The organism is Polynucleobacter paneuropaeus (assembly GCF_003261235.1).
In the GTDB taxonomy this organism is placed as follows: domain Bacteria; phylum Pseudomonadota; class Gammaproteobacteria; order Burkholderiales; family Burkholderiaceae; genus Polynucleobacter; species Polynucleobacter paneuropaeus.
Map to the genome: position 1 here is coordinate 1368065 of NZ_CP030085.1, position 14031 is coordinate 1382095.

15 protein-coding genes are annotated in these 14031 nt (G+C 45.9%); 7 read left to right on the forward strand and 8 right to left on the reverse strand.

What is annotated here, in order from left to right; translation table 11 throughout:
* Positions 1–201: 201 nt before the first annotated feature.
* Complete coding sequence (locus Pas1_RS07190) at positions 202–549, forward strand: FKBP-type peptidyl-prolyl cis-trans isomerase (RefSeq protein WP_112203157.1); 348 nt, start codon at positions 202–204, stop codon at positions 547–549.
* Here the strand turns inward: Pas1_RS07190 and Pas1_RS07195 are convergent.
* Entirely contained in the window at positions 546–1601 is a 1056-nt protein-coding gene (locus tag Pas1_RS07195) for a transglycosylase SLT domain-containing protein (RefSeq protein WP_112294885.1), read from the reverse strand. The genes Pas1_RS07190 and Pas1_RS07195 overlap by 4 nt on opposite strands.
* Before the next feature lie 469 nt (positions 1602–2070).
* Between Pas1_RS07195 and Pas1_RS07200 the strand changes: the two genes are divergently transcribed.
* Positions 2071–2862 carry a DNA/RNA non-specific endonuclease gene (locus Pas1_RS07200; protein ID WP_112294886.1) on the forward strand — a complete coding sequence of 264 codons (792 nt, stop codon included), beginning with the start codon at positions 2071–2073 and terminating at the stop codon, positions 2860–2862.
* A gap of 1 nt (position 2863) precedes the next feature.
* On the opposite strand, the gene Pas1_RS07205 is transcribed toward Pas1_RS07200, so the two are convergent.
* The gene (locus tag Pas1_RS07205) at positions 2864–3121 is read right to left on the reverse strand and encodes a DUF3820 family protein (protein ID WP_112294887.1); all 258 of its coding nucleotides are present in this window, start codon (positions 3119–3121) and stop codon (positions 2864–2866) included.
* A 130-nt stretch (positions 3122–3251) separates the two neighbouring features.
* On the opposite strand from Pas1_RS07205, the gene Pas1_RS07210 reads away from it, so the two are divergent.
* The 4 genes from Pas1_RS07210 to Pas1_RS07225 are packed head-to-tail and all read left to right on the forward strand — an operon-like array spanning position 3252 to position 5958.
* Positions 3252–4196 (forward strand): DUF6662 family protein, encoded by a 945-nt coding sequence (locus tag Pas1_RS07210; protein ID WP_225971600.1) that lies wholly within the window; start codon positions 3252–3254, stop codon positions 4194–4196.
* A gap of 3 nt (positions 4197–4199) precedes the next feature.
* Positions 4200–4745: an FMN-binding protein gene (locus Pas1_RS07215; protein ID WP_225971601.1), complete on the forward strand. Its 546-nt coding sequence runs from the start codon at positions 4200–4202 to the stop codon at positions 4743–4745.
* The gene (locus Pas1_RS07220) at positions 4742–5545 is read left to right on the forward strand and encodes an FAD:protein FMN transferase (RefSeq protein WP_112294888.1); all 804 of its coding nucleotides are present in this window, start codon (positions 4742–4744) and stop codon (positions 5543–5545) included. The genes Pas1_RS07215 and Pas1_RS07220 overlap by 4 nt, the downstream gene beginning before the upstream one ends.
* Positions 5530–5958 (forward strand): hypothetical protein, encoded by a 429-nt coding sequence (locus Pas1_RS07225; RefSeq protein WP_112203147.1) that lies wholly within the window; start codon positions 5530–5532, stop codon positions 5956–5958. Before Pas1_RS07220 ends, Pas1_RS07225 begins: the two co-directional genes overlap by 16 nt.
* Before the next feature lie 35 nt (positions 5959–5993).
* Here the strand turns inward: Pas1_RS07225 and Pas1_RS07230 are convergent, their stop codons facing one another.
* The 6 genes from Pas1_RS07230 to Pas1_RS07255 form a co-directional block, all read right to left on the reverse strand.
* Positions 5994–6719: an ABC transporter ATP-binding protein gene (locus Pas1_RS07230; RefSeq protein ID WP_112203145.1), complete on the reverse strand. Its 726-nt coding sequence runs from the start codon at positions 6717–6719 to the stop codon at positions 5994–5996.
* Positions 6720–6759: 40 nt separating this feature from the next.
* Positions 6760–8691 carry a branched-chain amino acid ABC transporter ATP-binding protein/permease gene (locus Pas1_RS07235; protein ID WP_112295192.1) on the reverse strand — a complete coding sequence of 644 codons (1932 nt, stop codon included), beginning with the start codon at positions 8689–8691 and terminating at the stop codon, positions 6760–6762.
* A 2-nt stretch (positions 8692–8693) separates the two neighbouring features.
* Positions 8694–9572 (reverse strand): branched-chain amino acid ABC transporter permease, encoded by an 879-nt coding sequence (locus tag Pas1_RS07240; RefSeq protein ID WP_112203143.1) that lies wholly within the window; start codon positions 9570–9572, stop codon positions 8694–8696.
* Between the two features lie 131 nt (positions 9573–9703).
* Positions 9704–10888, reverse strand: a complete 1185-nt coding sequence (locus tag Pas1_RS07245) for an ABC transporter substrate-binding protein (RefSeq protein ID WP_112294889.1) — start codon at positions 10886–10888, stop codon at positions 9704–9706.
* Positions 10889–11010: 122 nt separating this feature from the next.
* Positions 11011–11937, reverse strand: coding sequence for an EamA family transporter (locus Pas1_RS07250; RefSeq protein WP_225971602.1), 927 nt, complete (start codon positions 11935–11937; stop codon positions 11011–11013).
* Between the two features lie 21 nt (positions 11938–11958).
* Positions 11959–13590 carry a GMC family oxidoreductase gene (locus tag Pas1_RS07255; RefSeq protein ID WP_112295194.1) on the reverse strand — a complete coding sequence of 544 codons (1632 nt, stop codon included), beginning with the start codon at positions 13588–13590 and terminating at the stop codon, positions 11959–11961.
* A 108-nt stretch (positions 13591–13698) separates the two neighbouring features.
* Between Pas1_RS07255 and Pas1_RS07260 the strand changes: the two genes are divergently transcribed.
* Positions 13699–14001 (forward strand): type II toxin-antitoxin system RelE/ParE family toxin, encoded by a 303-nt coding sequence (locus tag Pas1_RS07260; protein WP_112203139.1) that lies wholly within the window; start codon positions 13699–13701, stop codon positions 13999–14001.
* Positions 14002–14031: the final 30 nt, after the last annotated feature.

Consider the following 14031-nt stretch of genomic DNA (forward strand, 5'->3'; position numbering starts at 1 on the left):
GTCGTTCTGATGTCGATTTAATGTCACTGATCAGAACCGTTGATTTTAAATCATTGACTGTCAAAAAATAGGCCGTTTTTGCCCAATAAAGATGCTTACTGCCCTCTTGTAAGGGATTTCACCGAGAAGAAACAGAGTCAATATCTCTCATGGAGCCTACGCATATACTGTCGTGCTGATTAAGCTAAAAGGAATCAAAATATGAGCGAACTCCAGAAAATCGATACTGTCGTTGGCGATGGTACAGAAGCGACTGCCGGCAAACACGTTGATGTGCATTACACCGGCTGGCTATACGACGAGAAAGCTGCAGATCATAAAGGGCAAAAGTTTGATAGCTCACTCGATCGCGGTCAGCTCTTCAGTTTCCCACTTGGCGCTGGTCATGTCATTCAGGGTTGGGACCATGGTGTTGCAGGCATGAAAATTGGTGGCAAGCGCACCTTAATCATCCCCTCGGAGATGGGTTACGGCCCTCGTGGCGCTGGTGGTGTGATTCCACCCAATGCGACTTTGGTATTTGACGTCGAGTTACACGGCGTTCATTAAGAACACTTGCAAAAAAAATTCAGGCCACTTGTGCAGCGATGCAGAAGTGGCCTGTTGATTGATTGCGGTCTCGAAATTGTGGGTGATGAGCGCTCTTTTTGTCCGTTAAATGCCAGCTTAGTGTTTAAGCTTGATTTACACAGCTCAATAATACGATTGCGCTCTGCCATCACTTTGTCAGCATAGCCGCCATCGTTATCTGCATTACCTGCGCCAACATAGAACTTCAAGCCATTACGAAGTGAGCCAGAAGTTGCGATCAAGTACTTCAAGATGTAAGCACCAATTCGTATATTGACTTCGGGCTTCACTGCGCCAGCAACGCCGCCATACGGTGCATATTTTTCTTTATGCACATTAGTCATTACCTGCATCAAGCCTTCAGCACCGGCTTCGCTCTTGGTCATGGGGTTGAAATTGGATTCGACTGAGATCACAGCAAGTAACAAGACGGGGTCGATTTTGACTTCACGAGAAATGAGTACTGCATTCGAAACATACTCTTCAATCTTGTTTTTATCTAAGTTGTACTTTTTCTCGAAATACTCTGCAACCGCCCTCTGGTTTTTAACAGGGGTCATCAAATTACTGTCCAAAGCCTGAGGATCAATCTTTGAGCTGGGAATTTGATCCGCTAGATGAGAAATCGATTTCACCTGAATGCGGGCCACCTCAGGATTAAGCAGTCCAATTGTTTCTTGCTTGATCAATGGGAAAGAAGCGCGACCATAAATAATATGGGCGATGTCTTGTTCTGAGGTTTGGGAATCCAATGCTGCCAAACCAGATTGGCTGCTACCGGTATATCCACCCTGCCAAACCATTTGGCGAGCTTCATCAGGCACGAGAACGCGAGCCAAATCAAATGGGCCTGCATTAGTGCCGTTACCAGAAAGCCATAAACCAACGATGAGAAAAACTCCCACGATCATGAGACCGTGTACGCCCCGATAGACTGGATCCATAAAGCGGATCAGGGCTGCCCTGGCTGATCCGATTATGGATTGCTCAAGCGGTGTGGCATTCGAATTGTTTGTTAAGCATTTACGCATTCATTTTTTGCACCGCCTCATGACCTCACTTCAATACCAACTGAGGCTATGTTGCAATGCAATATATAAAGAACATGGGCCATGCTATGAAGGTTCTTATATCAAGTCAAGAATAAGGATTATCGATTCGATAACTTATAGATATGACAATTCTGTCATATTCCTCTTAGGGCTCCCCATATCCTAAAAATATCATTTAAATCAATAAGTTATAAAAGTTAGGGCTCACTAATTTTAATTCATAGAAATTTTCTATGAAACCTATTTTTTTACATTTTGAAATGAAAAAATGTTGCTTTAGACCATACATCTAGTATTTCAGTGCGTTGAAATTCCTACAGATAGTATTCGTGAACGTGCTGCTGAGCACTATAGAAACTTAGGTTGAAGGGTGAATGAACCCAGCAAAATGGCCTAGTAAATCCTGGGTAAACCCCAATTCAGTAGGCATCACCCTACACTGGTGACCATGAAATCATTTGCCCGAGTCTTACTCCTGGCTTGCCTAGCCTACCCTCTTTCAGCACTGGCGATCTTTGATGATTGTCTGGAGTATTTTCCCAGGGGCGAGATCCCAAGTCTGACTCAGGTCGGCAGAGACCTCTGTTTTGATGGTTTTGCCGTCTATTACTCCCCAAGCGACAAGAAGCCAATCTATGTAGTTGAAAAGCTCAATCGAGAGAGGCTCACCAAACCTAAGCAAGCCCGGACGAACCTATTTTATGAAGAGGCTCGCTTGTCTGTATCTGAGCGCGCGAGTTTGTCAGACTATCGCGGGAGTGGCTATGACCGAGGACATAACGCACCTGCCGGCGATATGGGGGATGAACGTTCCATGGCCCAATCTTTCTCTTTGGCCAATATGATGCCGCAAGCCCGACAAAACAATCAGGGCATTTGGGCTAAAAACGTTGAGGAGCCCACAAGGCAGTACGCCAAAAGAATCGACGGTGATATTTTTGTTTATACCGGTTCGATAGGAAAAGCTGGGAGCATTGGCAATAATCATGTCACCGTACCCGAGTATCTCTTCAAGCTGATCTATGACCCATCTCGCAATTTGGCTTGGGCATATTGGATTCAGAATACTGATGATGCGACCATGATGGCGCCGATCTCTTACCAAGATCTTGCTTTAAAGACGGGGATTGACTTTCATTTACCAGCAAGCGTTGCAACATTGAGCAAACCCATCCACGTTCGACCTGAGCGCTGGAATGAGACTAGGCCATTTCATGGCTTTAAAAATTACCAGCAATAAATTACAAAGCATCGACACCGTTTTCTGGCCCTCTCAAAGAAACGCCAAGTCTTTCTTTGATGGGATTGAGCAATGCACTTAAGCCATTGTGATCCAAGGTATGCATCAACTCGAGTAACTCGCCTAGCTCTCCTTTAGGAAAACCTTCGCGTGCGAACCACGCTAAATAATTTCCAGGTAACTCTGCAATCCGACGACCAGCGTGTTTACCAAACGGCATCTTCATTGTGACTAGCTTTTCTAGAGATTCAGGATTCATAGACTCCATCTTACAAGTTTGTAATTTGTGCTTGTGTTTGTAGTTATCAACACTTCATTAAAGGGTATAAGGTCATTTTCATAAATGAGAATGATTCTTATCTTTTGGTTTATATTGAGAACCATTCTCAATGACATCTTTCCAACCAACCCTCAACATCATGAAATCCAATATCAAACGACTCATTGCTTTCTCTCTCGTCATCGCTGCCGCACTTCACTTCTCCCTAGCCCATGCAGGTGAAGGCGTATTTGGCTGGATTTACACACTCGATCTTCAGCCAAAAGAAAAATGGGAATTTGAACAACGCTTACAACTTAATCAACAGCAGGCTGCAGGCACCTTTGAACAATGGACCGCTCGTACTGAGTTGGAATACGGCTTAACAAATGATTTACAAATTGCGGGTTATATCAATTCTGGGTATACCAATGCCAATCAGAACTACACCAATCCAGAGGCCTGCGGCGAGAGTCCTACTTGCACAGGCGGCTATGGCGTTCCTTCAAGCCATAACCCGGAATCCGCTTATGCTAAAGGAGGTGTCGAAGGCGCCTCCTTAGAAGCCATTTACCGTATTACCAATCCAGTCACTTCGCCCGTGGGAGTTGGTCTGTATTTAGAGCCAACTTGGGGACGAAATAAAGATGAAATTGAAGCGCGCCTGCTTTTACAGTCTAACTTCATTGATGATCGCTTGATCCTAGCAGGAAATGTCGTAGCCGCAAATGAGCGACTCAAATTTATTGAGAATGGTAATGTCCCTGAATCGATGCTCGATTTTTTAGTAGGCGCAAGTTACCGCTTTGCTCCTAAATGGTCTGCTGGCGTAGAGGCACGCTTTCATAATGACTACTCTGAACTGAACCTACGTAACCAAGTACAACGTGCTACTTTTTTAGGTCCCAATATTCATTACGCAGCAAAAGACTGGTGGGTTACTGGGGCTTGGCGCTATCAACTTAAAGGTGGTAACTGCATGAACGGTGGCGAAGCAGAATGTTCTAATGCCCGCGTGTGGGATAGCCATACCGTCAATGAATACATCGTTAAAGTGGGTTTTCCGCTGAACTAATTCATGATGTATTGGCAACCAAGTCTACTGGGTATTGCAGGGCTTGCCATGATGGTGCACCCAATCGTGGCACAGGCCAGAATTTATGTCTCGGTTGAGCAGGCCCAGCAACTTTTATTTCCGAATCAGCGCTTAACCAAGCATCCCATCATTGTCACCAACGATCTCCAAGAAAGGATGCGAGTGGCGTCCAGTATTCGTTACCCCTTTGTTGGAGAAAGAATCTGGCGAGGTCCTGATGGCAGTTGGCTGATTATTGATGAGGTGGTGGGCAAACACGAAATGATCACTTATGCAGTCGGTATAGCACCCAATGGCAGCGTCAAAGGTATCGAGATCCTTGAATACGTCGAGTCTTATGGCTATGAAGTAGCAGATAGTCAATGGCGTCAGCAATTCATTGGCAAGACTGCAAATGATCCCATCAAGCTCAATCGGGATATTCAAAATATTAGCGGAGCCACTTTATCTTCAAAACATCTCACTGATGGAGTAAAGCGGGTCTTAATTCTTTATGAGTTAGCTTTAAAGGAAGCTTCTCGCAAATGATGCGCTGTAAGCCCATGCTGGGCACTTATGTCGAGATTCAGGTAGATGAAACGCAGCTTGGTCTCACTTCAAGAAAAATCACTCATGCGATCGATGAAGCTTTTGCCTCGATTGCCTTAGTCCAAAGCTTGATGGGCTTTCATGATCCCTATAGTGAACTTTCCATAATGAATCAGCTAGAACCAGAGCAGTCTCTAGAAATTCATCCTTGGACAGAAAAAGTGCTTAAGACAGCACAACTGATTTGTCAGGAGTCGCATGGTTTATTTGATTGCGGGGTGGGGAGACAACTCGTTAATCAAAAATTATTACCACTGCATCAGATAAACCATGCCCCCTCCAATCAGAGCAGTATTCTCAGCATTCAATTTCTAGGTAATCAAGTCATTCGTCTGAACCGGCCAATTTGCCTTGATTTGGGTGGCATTGCCAAGGGCTTTGCAGTCGATGAGGCCGTGCGCGCACTCAAGCTTTGCGGCATTCAAAATGGAGTCGTTAATGCAGGGGGTGATCTTCGGGTCTTTGGGAAACAATCTCATACTGTCTTACTTCGCAGTCCCAGGCAAGTCAATGAACTCATTCAGATTGGAAGCTTACAAGAAGGCGCAATTGCCACCTCGAGCAATCACACCATTCTTCACCCCCGCCAAGGAACTACTCCGCTTCAAGGTTCGTACTCCATAATCGCAAAAGAGTGTATCTATGCAGATGCCTTAACTAAGGTACTGGCTTTATCGCAAGATGTCCATCATCCGATTTTCCAAAACTATGGGGCAGAGTCTTTATGGCTGCCCGCTTAGGAAAAATGCCAGTATGGCAAAGATACTTTGTCATCAGCAGTATTTGCTTGTGCTCGATGACGGGTCTGATTTTTTTATTGGTAACGGATTACCAGCTGCACGTATTTGCCTTTCGACCCCATACTATTTTGAGCTGGCATGGTGTCACTGCAATGGCGGCCTCGATTGCCTTGGGGTCAGTCCTGACATTTCATCTCAAGGCGGGATTAAAGGCTAAACGGCAGCTCTTCAGCGGGCTTAGTCAGCTCGCTTGTCTAATCATTCTCATCCTGACAGCTGCCCTGCTCTATTACGGCCCTGCAGACCTTCGAGATCACGCCATCACAGTACATTGGGTGATTGGCATCATTTTCTTTGGCTGCTTTTTAAGTCATGGGTTTCATGCAAGTAGTAAACAAAAAGCCCTCAATTGAGGGCTTATTTGCTAATGGATGAATACGTAATTGAATTAGTGACCACTACCACCAAGGTAAGCAGCTTTCACAGCAGGATCATCTTTGAGTTTACTAGCAGGGCCATGCGTAGCAATCTTGCCATTCTCAAGTACGTAGCCATAGTCCGCTACGTTGAGCGCAGCAGCGGCAAACTGCTCAACCAATAGCATCGTCACCCCTTGCGACTTCAGATTAGAAATAATTCTGAAGACCTCTTCTACCAAGATGGGCGCCAAGCCCATTGAAGGCTCATCCAGCAAAATGATTTCTGGGTTGAGCATGACTGCGCGGGCCATCGCCAACATTTGTTGCTCGCCACCCGATAAGGTGCCAGCGAGTTGATTACGACGCTCTTTGAGGCGGGGAAACATTTCTAAGGCGGTCTCTAAGTCTGTTTTGATATCGCCTTTAGGACGGCTACCTGTAAAACGGGGGAATGCGCCTAAGAGTAAGTTATCCGTCACCGACATCGTCGTAAAGACACGACGGCCTTCAGGACTATGCGCCAAGCCAAGACGAGCGATCTTGTGTGAATCTGACCCATCGATTCTTTGGCCACTGAGGGTAACTTCACCAGCTGTAGGCTTAATCATGCCGGTAATCGCACGCATGGTCGTAGTCTTGCCTGCGCCATTAGAGCCGATCAATGTGATCACTTGTCCTTTTGGCACATCGATGCTGATGCCATGAAGGACTTTAACCTTACCGTAGCCTGCTTCGAGATTCTGAATAGATAACATGGTATTTACCGATTTAATAAATTTTAATAATGAATTCTGATTAAGTACCTAAGTAGGCATGGATGACTTTCTCATCCGCCTGCACTTCAGCTGGCTTACCTTCAGCAATCTTCTGACCAAAGTCGAGTACTGAAACCGTATCGCAAACCGACATCACCACATCCATATGGTGCTCAATCAAGATAAAGGTAATGCCGTTGTCCCGAATTTTGCGAATGATGCGCAACAACTCTTTGATATCAGGCGCAGTTAATCCAGCAGCTGGCTCATCAAGCAAGAGCAATTCTGGGTCGAGCGCTAAGGCACGGGCAATCTCGAGCAAGCGCTGTTTACCGTATGGCAAATTGCGGGCTTCTTCATTCGCTAAGTTTTCTAGACCCACAAACTTTAATAGGGCCATTGCACGATTACGAGCATCGCGCTCTTCTCTTAAGTAGCGAGGTAAATGCAGAGCGATATCCAACATATTGGATTTAAAGGTGTGATGCAGACCAACCAAAATATTTTGCAGTGCGGTCATTTCACCAAAGAGCTGCACGTTTTGGAAAGTGCGAGCAATGCCCGAGAGCGCAATCTCCGATGAGGTTTTACCAACAACGCTCTCATCGGCATAGAACACATTGCCAGAGGTAGGTATATAAATACCTGTGAGTACGTTCATCATCGTGCTCTTACCAGAACCGTTGGGACCAATCAAACCATGAATGGTCCCACGCTTAATGCTCAGATCTACATTGTTAAGCGCTTTGAGTCCACCAAACTGCATGAGAACAGAATCGACCTTCAATAACTCGGCACCGGTATTTTTATTTCCGACAGCGCTAATGAAGTCCACTGAGGAATCCGTATTTTCTGCAGTAGCCTCACCAACCGTAGTTTTGGTTTTACCGGTGATTGCCAAGTAGAAGGTTTTAGAAAAACCAACGATACCGTTCTGCAGGTAATACACCACCAATAAAATCATGAAACCAAAAATACTCAAGCGCCAATCGGCGATGCTATTGAGCCAGAAGGAGAAGGCTGCTAAGCCAACCACACCCGCCACCGGAATTGCAACGCGCTTAGGAGTGGTAATCTTTTTAGACAAGGCCATAATCGCGCCCACTGTAACGACAATCGCAATAATCGATGCAACGATGCGGAACAAGTTAATGTCGTCAAGTAATTTTGGCAACAACACAATGATGGCTGCACCAATTGCTGCGCCAAGACGGGATTTACGTCCACCCATGATGATGGCTAACAAGAAGAGGACGGCTAATTCATTGTTATAGGTGTTGGGAGAAATATATTGCTCAGAGTAAGAGTAGAGGCTGCCTGCTAAACCAGCAAAACCTGCGCTGATCACAAAGGCGATTACCTTAAAGCGATAGACTGAAACGCCCATACAGTCACAAGCAACTGGACTATCGCGTAAGGCTTCAAAGGCCCGGCCCATTTGGGATTTAACAAAACGATCCACAACGATCATGGCAATGATCATGATGGCAGCCACTAACCAGAAATATTCTGCTTTAGTCATTGGCACGCCCATCAACTCAGGACGAGTCAATTTGATACCTAGGGGACCTTCTGTTAACCAAGTCATCTCATTAATCAGAATCTGTGCAATCGTGCCAAATGCCAAGGTGACCATCGCCAGATAAGGACCAATCACTTTGAGCGCTGGCAAAGCCAGAATACCGCCAAAGATTGCTGTGACGATGATCGAAGCAGGAACAGTGGCCCAAATTGGCCAACCTAGATGGAAAAACAAAATACCGGCGGTGTATGAGCCAATACCAAATAAACCTGCATGGCCCAAGGAAACTTGACCAACATAGCCAACCACGATATCTAAACCAAATAACAAAATGGTGTAGATCAGAATCGTTTCAGCTAAGTGAATGTAGTATGGATTCTCAACAAATAGCGGCAAACAAATCAGACCAATGATTGCAACTAATAGAGGAATGTGGGACTTCAATTTCATCATTAAACTTTCTTAATCGCAGATTTACCGAAGAGGCCAGAGGGTTTGTAGGCAAGGACTAGCAATAACAAGATCAAGCCTGGCACATCCTTGTAACCCGTTGAGAAATAGAAACCGGTTGCGGTTTCCACAATCCCTAAAATCAAACCACCGACGATGATGCCCATGCCGCTTGAGAGGCCGCCAATAATCGCCACCGCAAAGGCTTTAAGACCCAAAGCGCCACCCATGGTGGCACCCGTCAAAGTCAAAGGTGCAATTAAGACACCAGCAAATGCCGCAGTCAATGATGACAGCGCATAAGAAAAGGTAATCACCATACTGGTGTTGATACCCATCAGACCAGCGGCATCGCGATCATTGGCCGTCGCAACCACCGCTTTACCGTAAATCGTTTTGCGGTTAAAGAACTCCACCAATAACATCATGACCAAAGCACCTACTACTACTAAGATCTCCATCGGCAAAATATTGGCGCCCAGGAAATTCATGGGTTCCATTGGCAAAGGAGCTGGGAATGGCAAAGCATCACGACCCCAAATATTTTCAGCGACATTCTTAAAAATAATCCCCAGAGCAATGGTGGACATAATCCAACCAAACTCGGATTTAATTTTGATCGCAGGACGTACGCCAATCAATTCAACAAAGCTGCCTTGCAACATACCAAAGAGACAAACCACCGGAATCATGGCCCAGTAGTTCATGCCTAAGGTATCCACGCAGGTCAGACCCACCAAGGCACCCAACATCAGCGCCTCGCCCTGACCAAAGTTCAGGGTACCGGAAGTGGCAAAAGTAAGCTGGAAACCGAACGCGATAACCGCGTAAATCATCCCCACCGCTATACCGCTTGAGAGGATTTGTGCAAGCATGTCCATTGTGATTAGCCTAAAAGTACTGAAAAGGTGTTAATTATCGAATCCATCATTGTAAGCAAAACGCCGCTGGAGGGCGGCGTTTTGGTCAATCTCATGGTGCGACGCAGAAAAAGCGCCACGCCCAGACTTGCTTACTTCTTCTTAGCTGTAGCGTCCTCAGCATTTAGGAACTGAACACGGCCGTTTTCAACCACGCCCATCACCACGTCTTTTGCCTTGATGGCCTCGTGATCGGTTGCGCTGAAAGGTTTGTTGTATGTGATTACAACGCCATCTACTGGAGTTTTGAGGTCCTGAAGCGCTGCCAAGACTTTTGGTCCATCTGTGCCACCCGCCTGCTTAATTGCAGCCGCAATGATGTAAACCGAGTCATATCCTTGCGCAGCAGATACAGGGGAAGCAATGATGCCGTTCTTAGGCTTGAAGTTCTTCAAATAGTTGTCCACGAAAGCTTTACGCTTTGGTGTAGTGGCAGGCTGCTGAATAAAGGTTTCTGGCATGGTTGCGCCGTCACCGTTTTTACCAGCGGTATCGATAAAGCTCGCCATCGATAAAGTCCAGCTACCAATGATTGGCTTTTTCCAGCCCAACTTTGCCATACCATTAGCAATCTGCGCTAACTCAGGTCCGATTGCATAAGTCAGAACAACATCTGCACCAGCATTTTTAGCCTTAAGCAATTGGGAAGTCATATCGACGTCACCAATATTGAATTTCTCTGTGGCTACAGGAGTCACACCATAAGTCTTGAGCGCTTTTTCCAAATCTTCACGACCCAATTGACCGTAGTTAGTGGAGTCAGCCAAGATCGCAACTTTTTTCAAGCCGCGCTTCTCGACCGCTTCTTTTGCAATCATAGGTGCTTGAATATTGTCAGCAGCAGCGTTACGGAAAATATAGTTCTCAGGAGCATTAGGGAACTGATGGGTAACCAAGGATCCGGTAGCAACGTTATCAATCACCGGAATCTTCGCATCTTGGAAAAAACGCTGGGAAGCTAAAGCAACACCGGTATTGATATAGCCGAGGTTAGCTACCACTTTTTCGTTATTAATCATCTCTTGTGCAATTTGCACACCACGCTCATTTTTAGCTTCATCGTCGCGCTCAACTAAAACGATTTTGTTGCCATTAATTCCACCAGCGGCATTAATTTCTTGGGCAGCAAGGCGAACACCATCGCGCATACTTACTCCCATAGAAGAGGAGCCACCAGTAAAGGGGCCTTGAACGCCGATCTTGATATCTGCAGCGTATGCGCCAGTAGATAACATTGCGGCAGTTGTAATTGCAAAAATGTGACGACGAATTTTCATAATGTCTCCGTGAGTAAAGCTTTAAATTAAAAAATCTTTTCTAATGAAACCGAACCGAATAGTCATCTTACAGGGTTTATAAATCCTGTAATAGGGCTTGGTATCAGGGTTTTCATCAGGGTCTAAGTGATCTTGATGACTTTTGTAATCTGCTCTTTGAGCCTAGGCCAAGACACATTAATCAAGAGGCCTACCATCACTAGCCCTGCGGCGAATAGTTTCCAGACGGGCAGATCCTCCCCCAAATAGATCGCAGAAGCCCCCATTCCAAAGATGGGTACTAACAGGGGCATGGGGGCCACGACTGCGGCTGGGTGTTTGGATAAGAGCCAAGCCCAGGCGGCATAGCCAAATAAGGTATTTCCCCAGGATTGCCAAAGGACACCAAGCCAAGTACCTAAGGGGGCTTGCTCCAAGATTTGGGATAAGTACGTAACCCCACCCTCAAATACAGCGGAGATCAATAGCAGTGGTGGCACGGCAAAAGCGCTGGCCCACACAACATAAGCAAATAAATCCGCTGGACTACTAATGCCCGCATAGCGCCCTACAGTATTAGCTGCCCCCCAAGAAAACCCCGCAAAGACCATCAGGGCTAAGCCCAGCAAAGTCGTCGTGGCATCGGTATGCAAAGCAATAATCAATAAGCCAATGAGCGCTAGCAAAAGAGCAAAGATTTGATACAGGCGCAGACGCTCTTTATTAAGCAACATTGCAAAGCCAATCGTAAAAAAGACTTGGGTCTGAATGACCAGAGACGCTAAACCAGGGGAGATTTGGCTATTGACTGCGTAGTACACGATTCCGAACTGCCCTACTCCAATCAAAACTCCATAAAGCGCCAAATTCCAAAGCGGCACTTTCGGCCTCGGAATAAATAAGGCCATAGGCAATAGCGCAAAGCTATAGCGCAAAGCGGCAAACATAAATGGCGGAAAGACAGCAAGACAATTTTTCATCACCACAAAATTGGTTCCCCAAATGGCAACGATTGCCAAAGCCAAAAGCAAATGGCTCAGAGGTAAGGTAGTGGTTTTGATATTTGACAAAAGAGTATTTAGTAGCTGCTCTTAGCTTTGCTTGCCAGTAATCAACTCTACTGCGCGCTGCGCAATCATCATGGTAGGCGCTGCTGTATTGCCCGAAGTAATAGTGGGCATTGCAGAGGCATCGACTACGCGTAAGTGATGAATCCCTCTAACGCGTAATTCTGAATCCAATACTGCCATCGGATCATTTGCGCGCCCCATCTTACAGGTACCTACTGGATGAAAAATCGTCGTACCAATATCTCCTGCGGCTTTCACTAAATCAGCATCGCTTTGATATTGCATGCCAGGTTTGTACTCTTCTGGTGAGTAAGGCGCTAAAGCAGGGCTTTGCACAATTTTGCGCGTGAGCCGTAAAGACTCCGCTGCAATTTGGCGATCTTCATCAGTCGATAAATAGTTAGGACTAATTACGGGAGGCGCATTGACATCAACTGAATCAATGTGAACACTGCCTCGCGAAGTCGGACGCAAATTACAGACACTCGCAGTAAACGCATTAAAGCGATGCAATGGATCACCAAACTTTTCCAAGGACAGGGGCTGAACGTGATATTCCACATTCGCCCGTTCTTGCGCTGGCGAGCTATACGCAAAGGCGCCTAGCTGAGATGGCGCCATCGACATCGGGCCGGAGCGCTTAAAGAGGTACTCCAAGCCAATCAGGATCTTGCCAAACCAAGAATGTACTTTGGCATTGAGGGTTGCAATACCGCTCACCTTATAGATCATGCGTAGCTGTAAATGGTCTTGCAAATTCTCGCCCACACCGGGCAGATCACTCATCACGGGTATACCTAAAGCATTCAAGTGTTTTGCATTACCGATACCGGAGCGCTCTAAGATTTGCACACTGCCAATGGCACCCGCGCACAGCAATACTTCACCACCCTGCTCTATCGCACAATAGCCCTGTTGCGTTTGACCACCCTGAATATATTCAACACCAAGGCAATTCTTTGTGACGGGATCAATGATCAGCTTATTGACCATCGCCTCAGTGATCACTGTTAGATTAGGACGTTGCTGCGCGTCTTTCAAGAATGCTTTAGCAGTATTCAGACGCCAGCCTTTGCGTTGACTGACATCAAAGTAGCCTACGCCAAAATTATCGCCCTGATTAAAGTCATCCGATGCCGGAATACCGGCCTGCACTGCGGCTGCTTTGAAAATATCCATGATGGGCCAGCGCAGTCGCTGACGCGAAACTGTCCACTCGCCACCTTTACCGTGCCATGCATTAGTAGGGCTGTGATAGTCCTCAAAAGATTTATAGCGACGCAGTGCTTCATCCCAAGACCACGCTGCATCACCAGTAGCCTCAACCCAAGACTGATAGTCGGCAGCTTGACCGCGCATATAGATCATGCCGTTAATGGAGGAGCAACCACCCAAGACTTTACCTCTGGGATACAAAAGCGAGCGGCCATTAAGCCCTGCTTCCTTGCTAGTGCGAAAGCGCCAGTCCGCCCTGGGGTTATCAATACAGTACAAATACCCCACCGGAATATGAATCCAAACATAGTTGTCTTTTTTGCCGGCCTCAATCAAAAGGACTCGCTTTTGGGAATCTTGGCTCAAGCGATTGGCTAGCATGCAGCCGGCGCTACCGGCGCCGATGATGATGTAGTCGTAGGAATTGGCTTGGTTCATGGCTATAAATTTTTGTATCTCTCCATTATTCACCATCATGAAAATATGGCTATGGGGTGGCATTTTTGTTGATTTGATATACAATCAATAATGATCTAATATAAGATCATGGAAATACATTACAAACGGCCTTTTGCCCAATTTATAAAGAAAGCCAGTAAAGCGCTTCAATTGGCCATAGAAGATCAGGTTTATGAAATTTGTAGGGCGCCAGCACTTGGCGTGCAAAAGTCAGGAGATTTGAAAGGTTTTTTTGTTCATAAGTTTTACTTTAATACTCAGGAGTATTTAATTGCCTATCGTTATGGCGAAACAATAGAAAGTGTCGAAATAGTTTGGATTGACTTTTACAAAGCAGGAAACCATGAAAATTTTTACATTGAACTAAAGCGATTTATTCGTAAAAAATAGGGTTTGTATTATTAATACGTATATTTAACA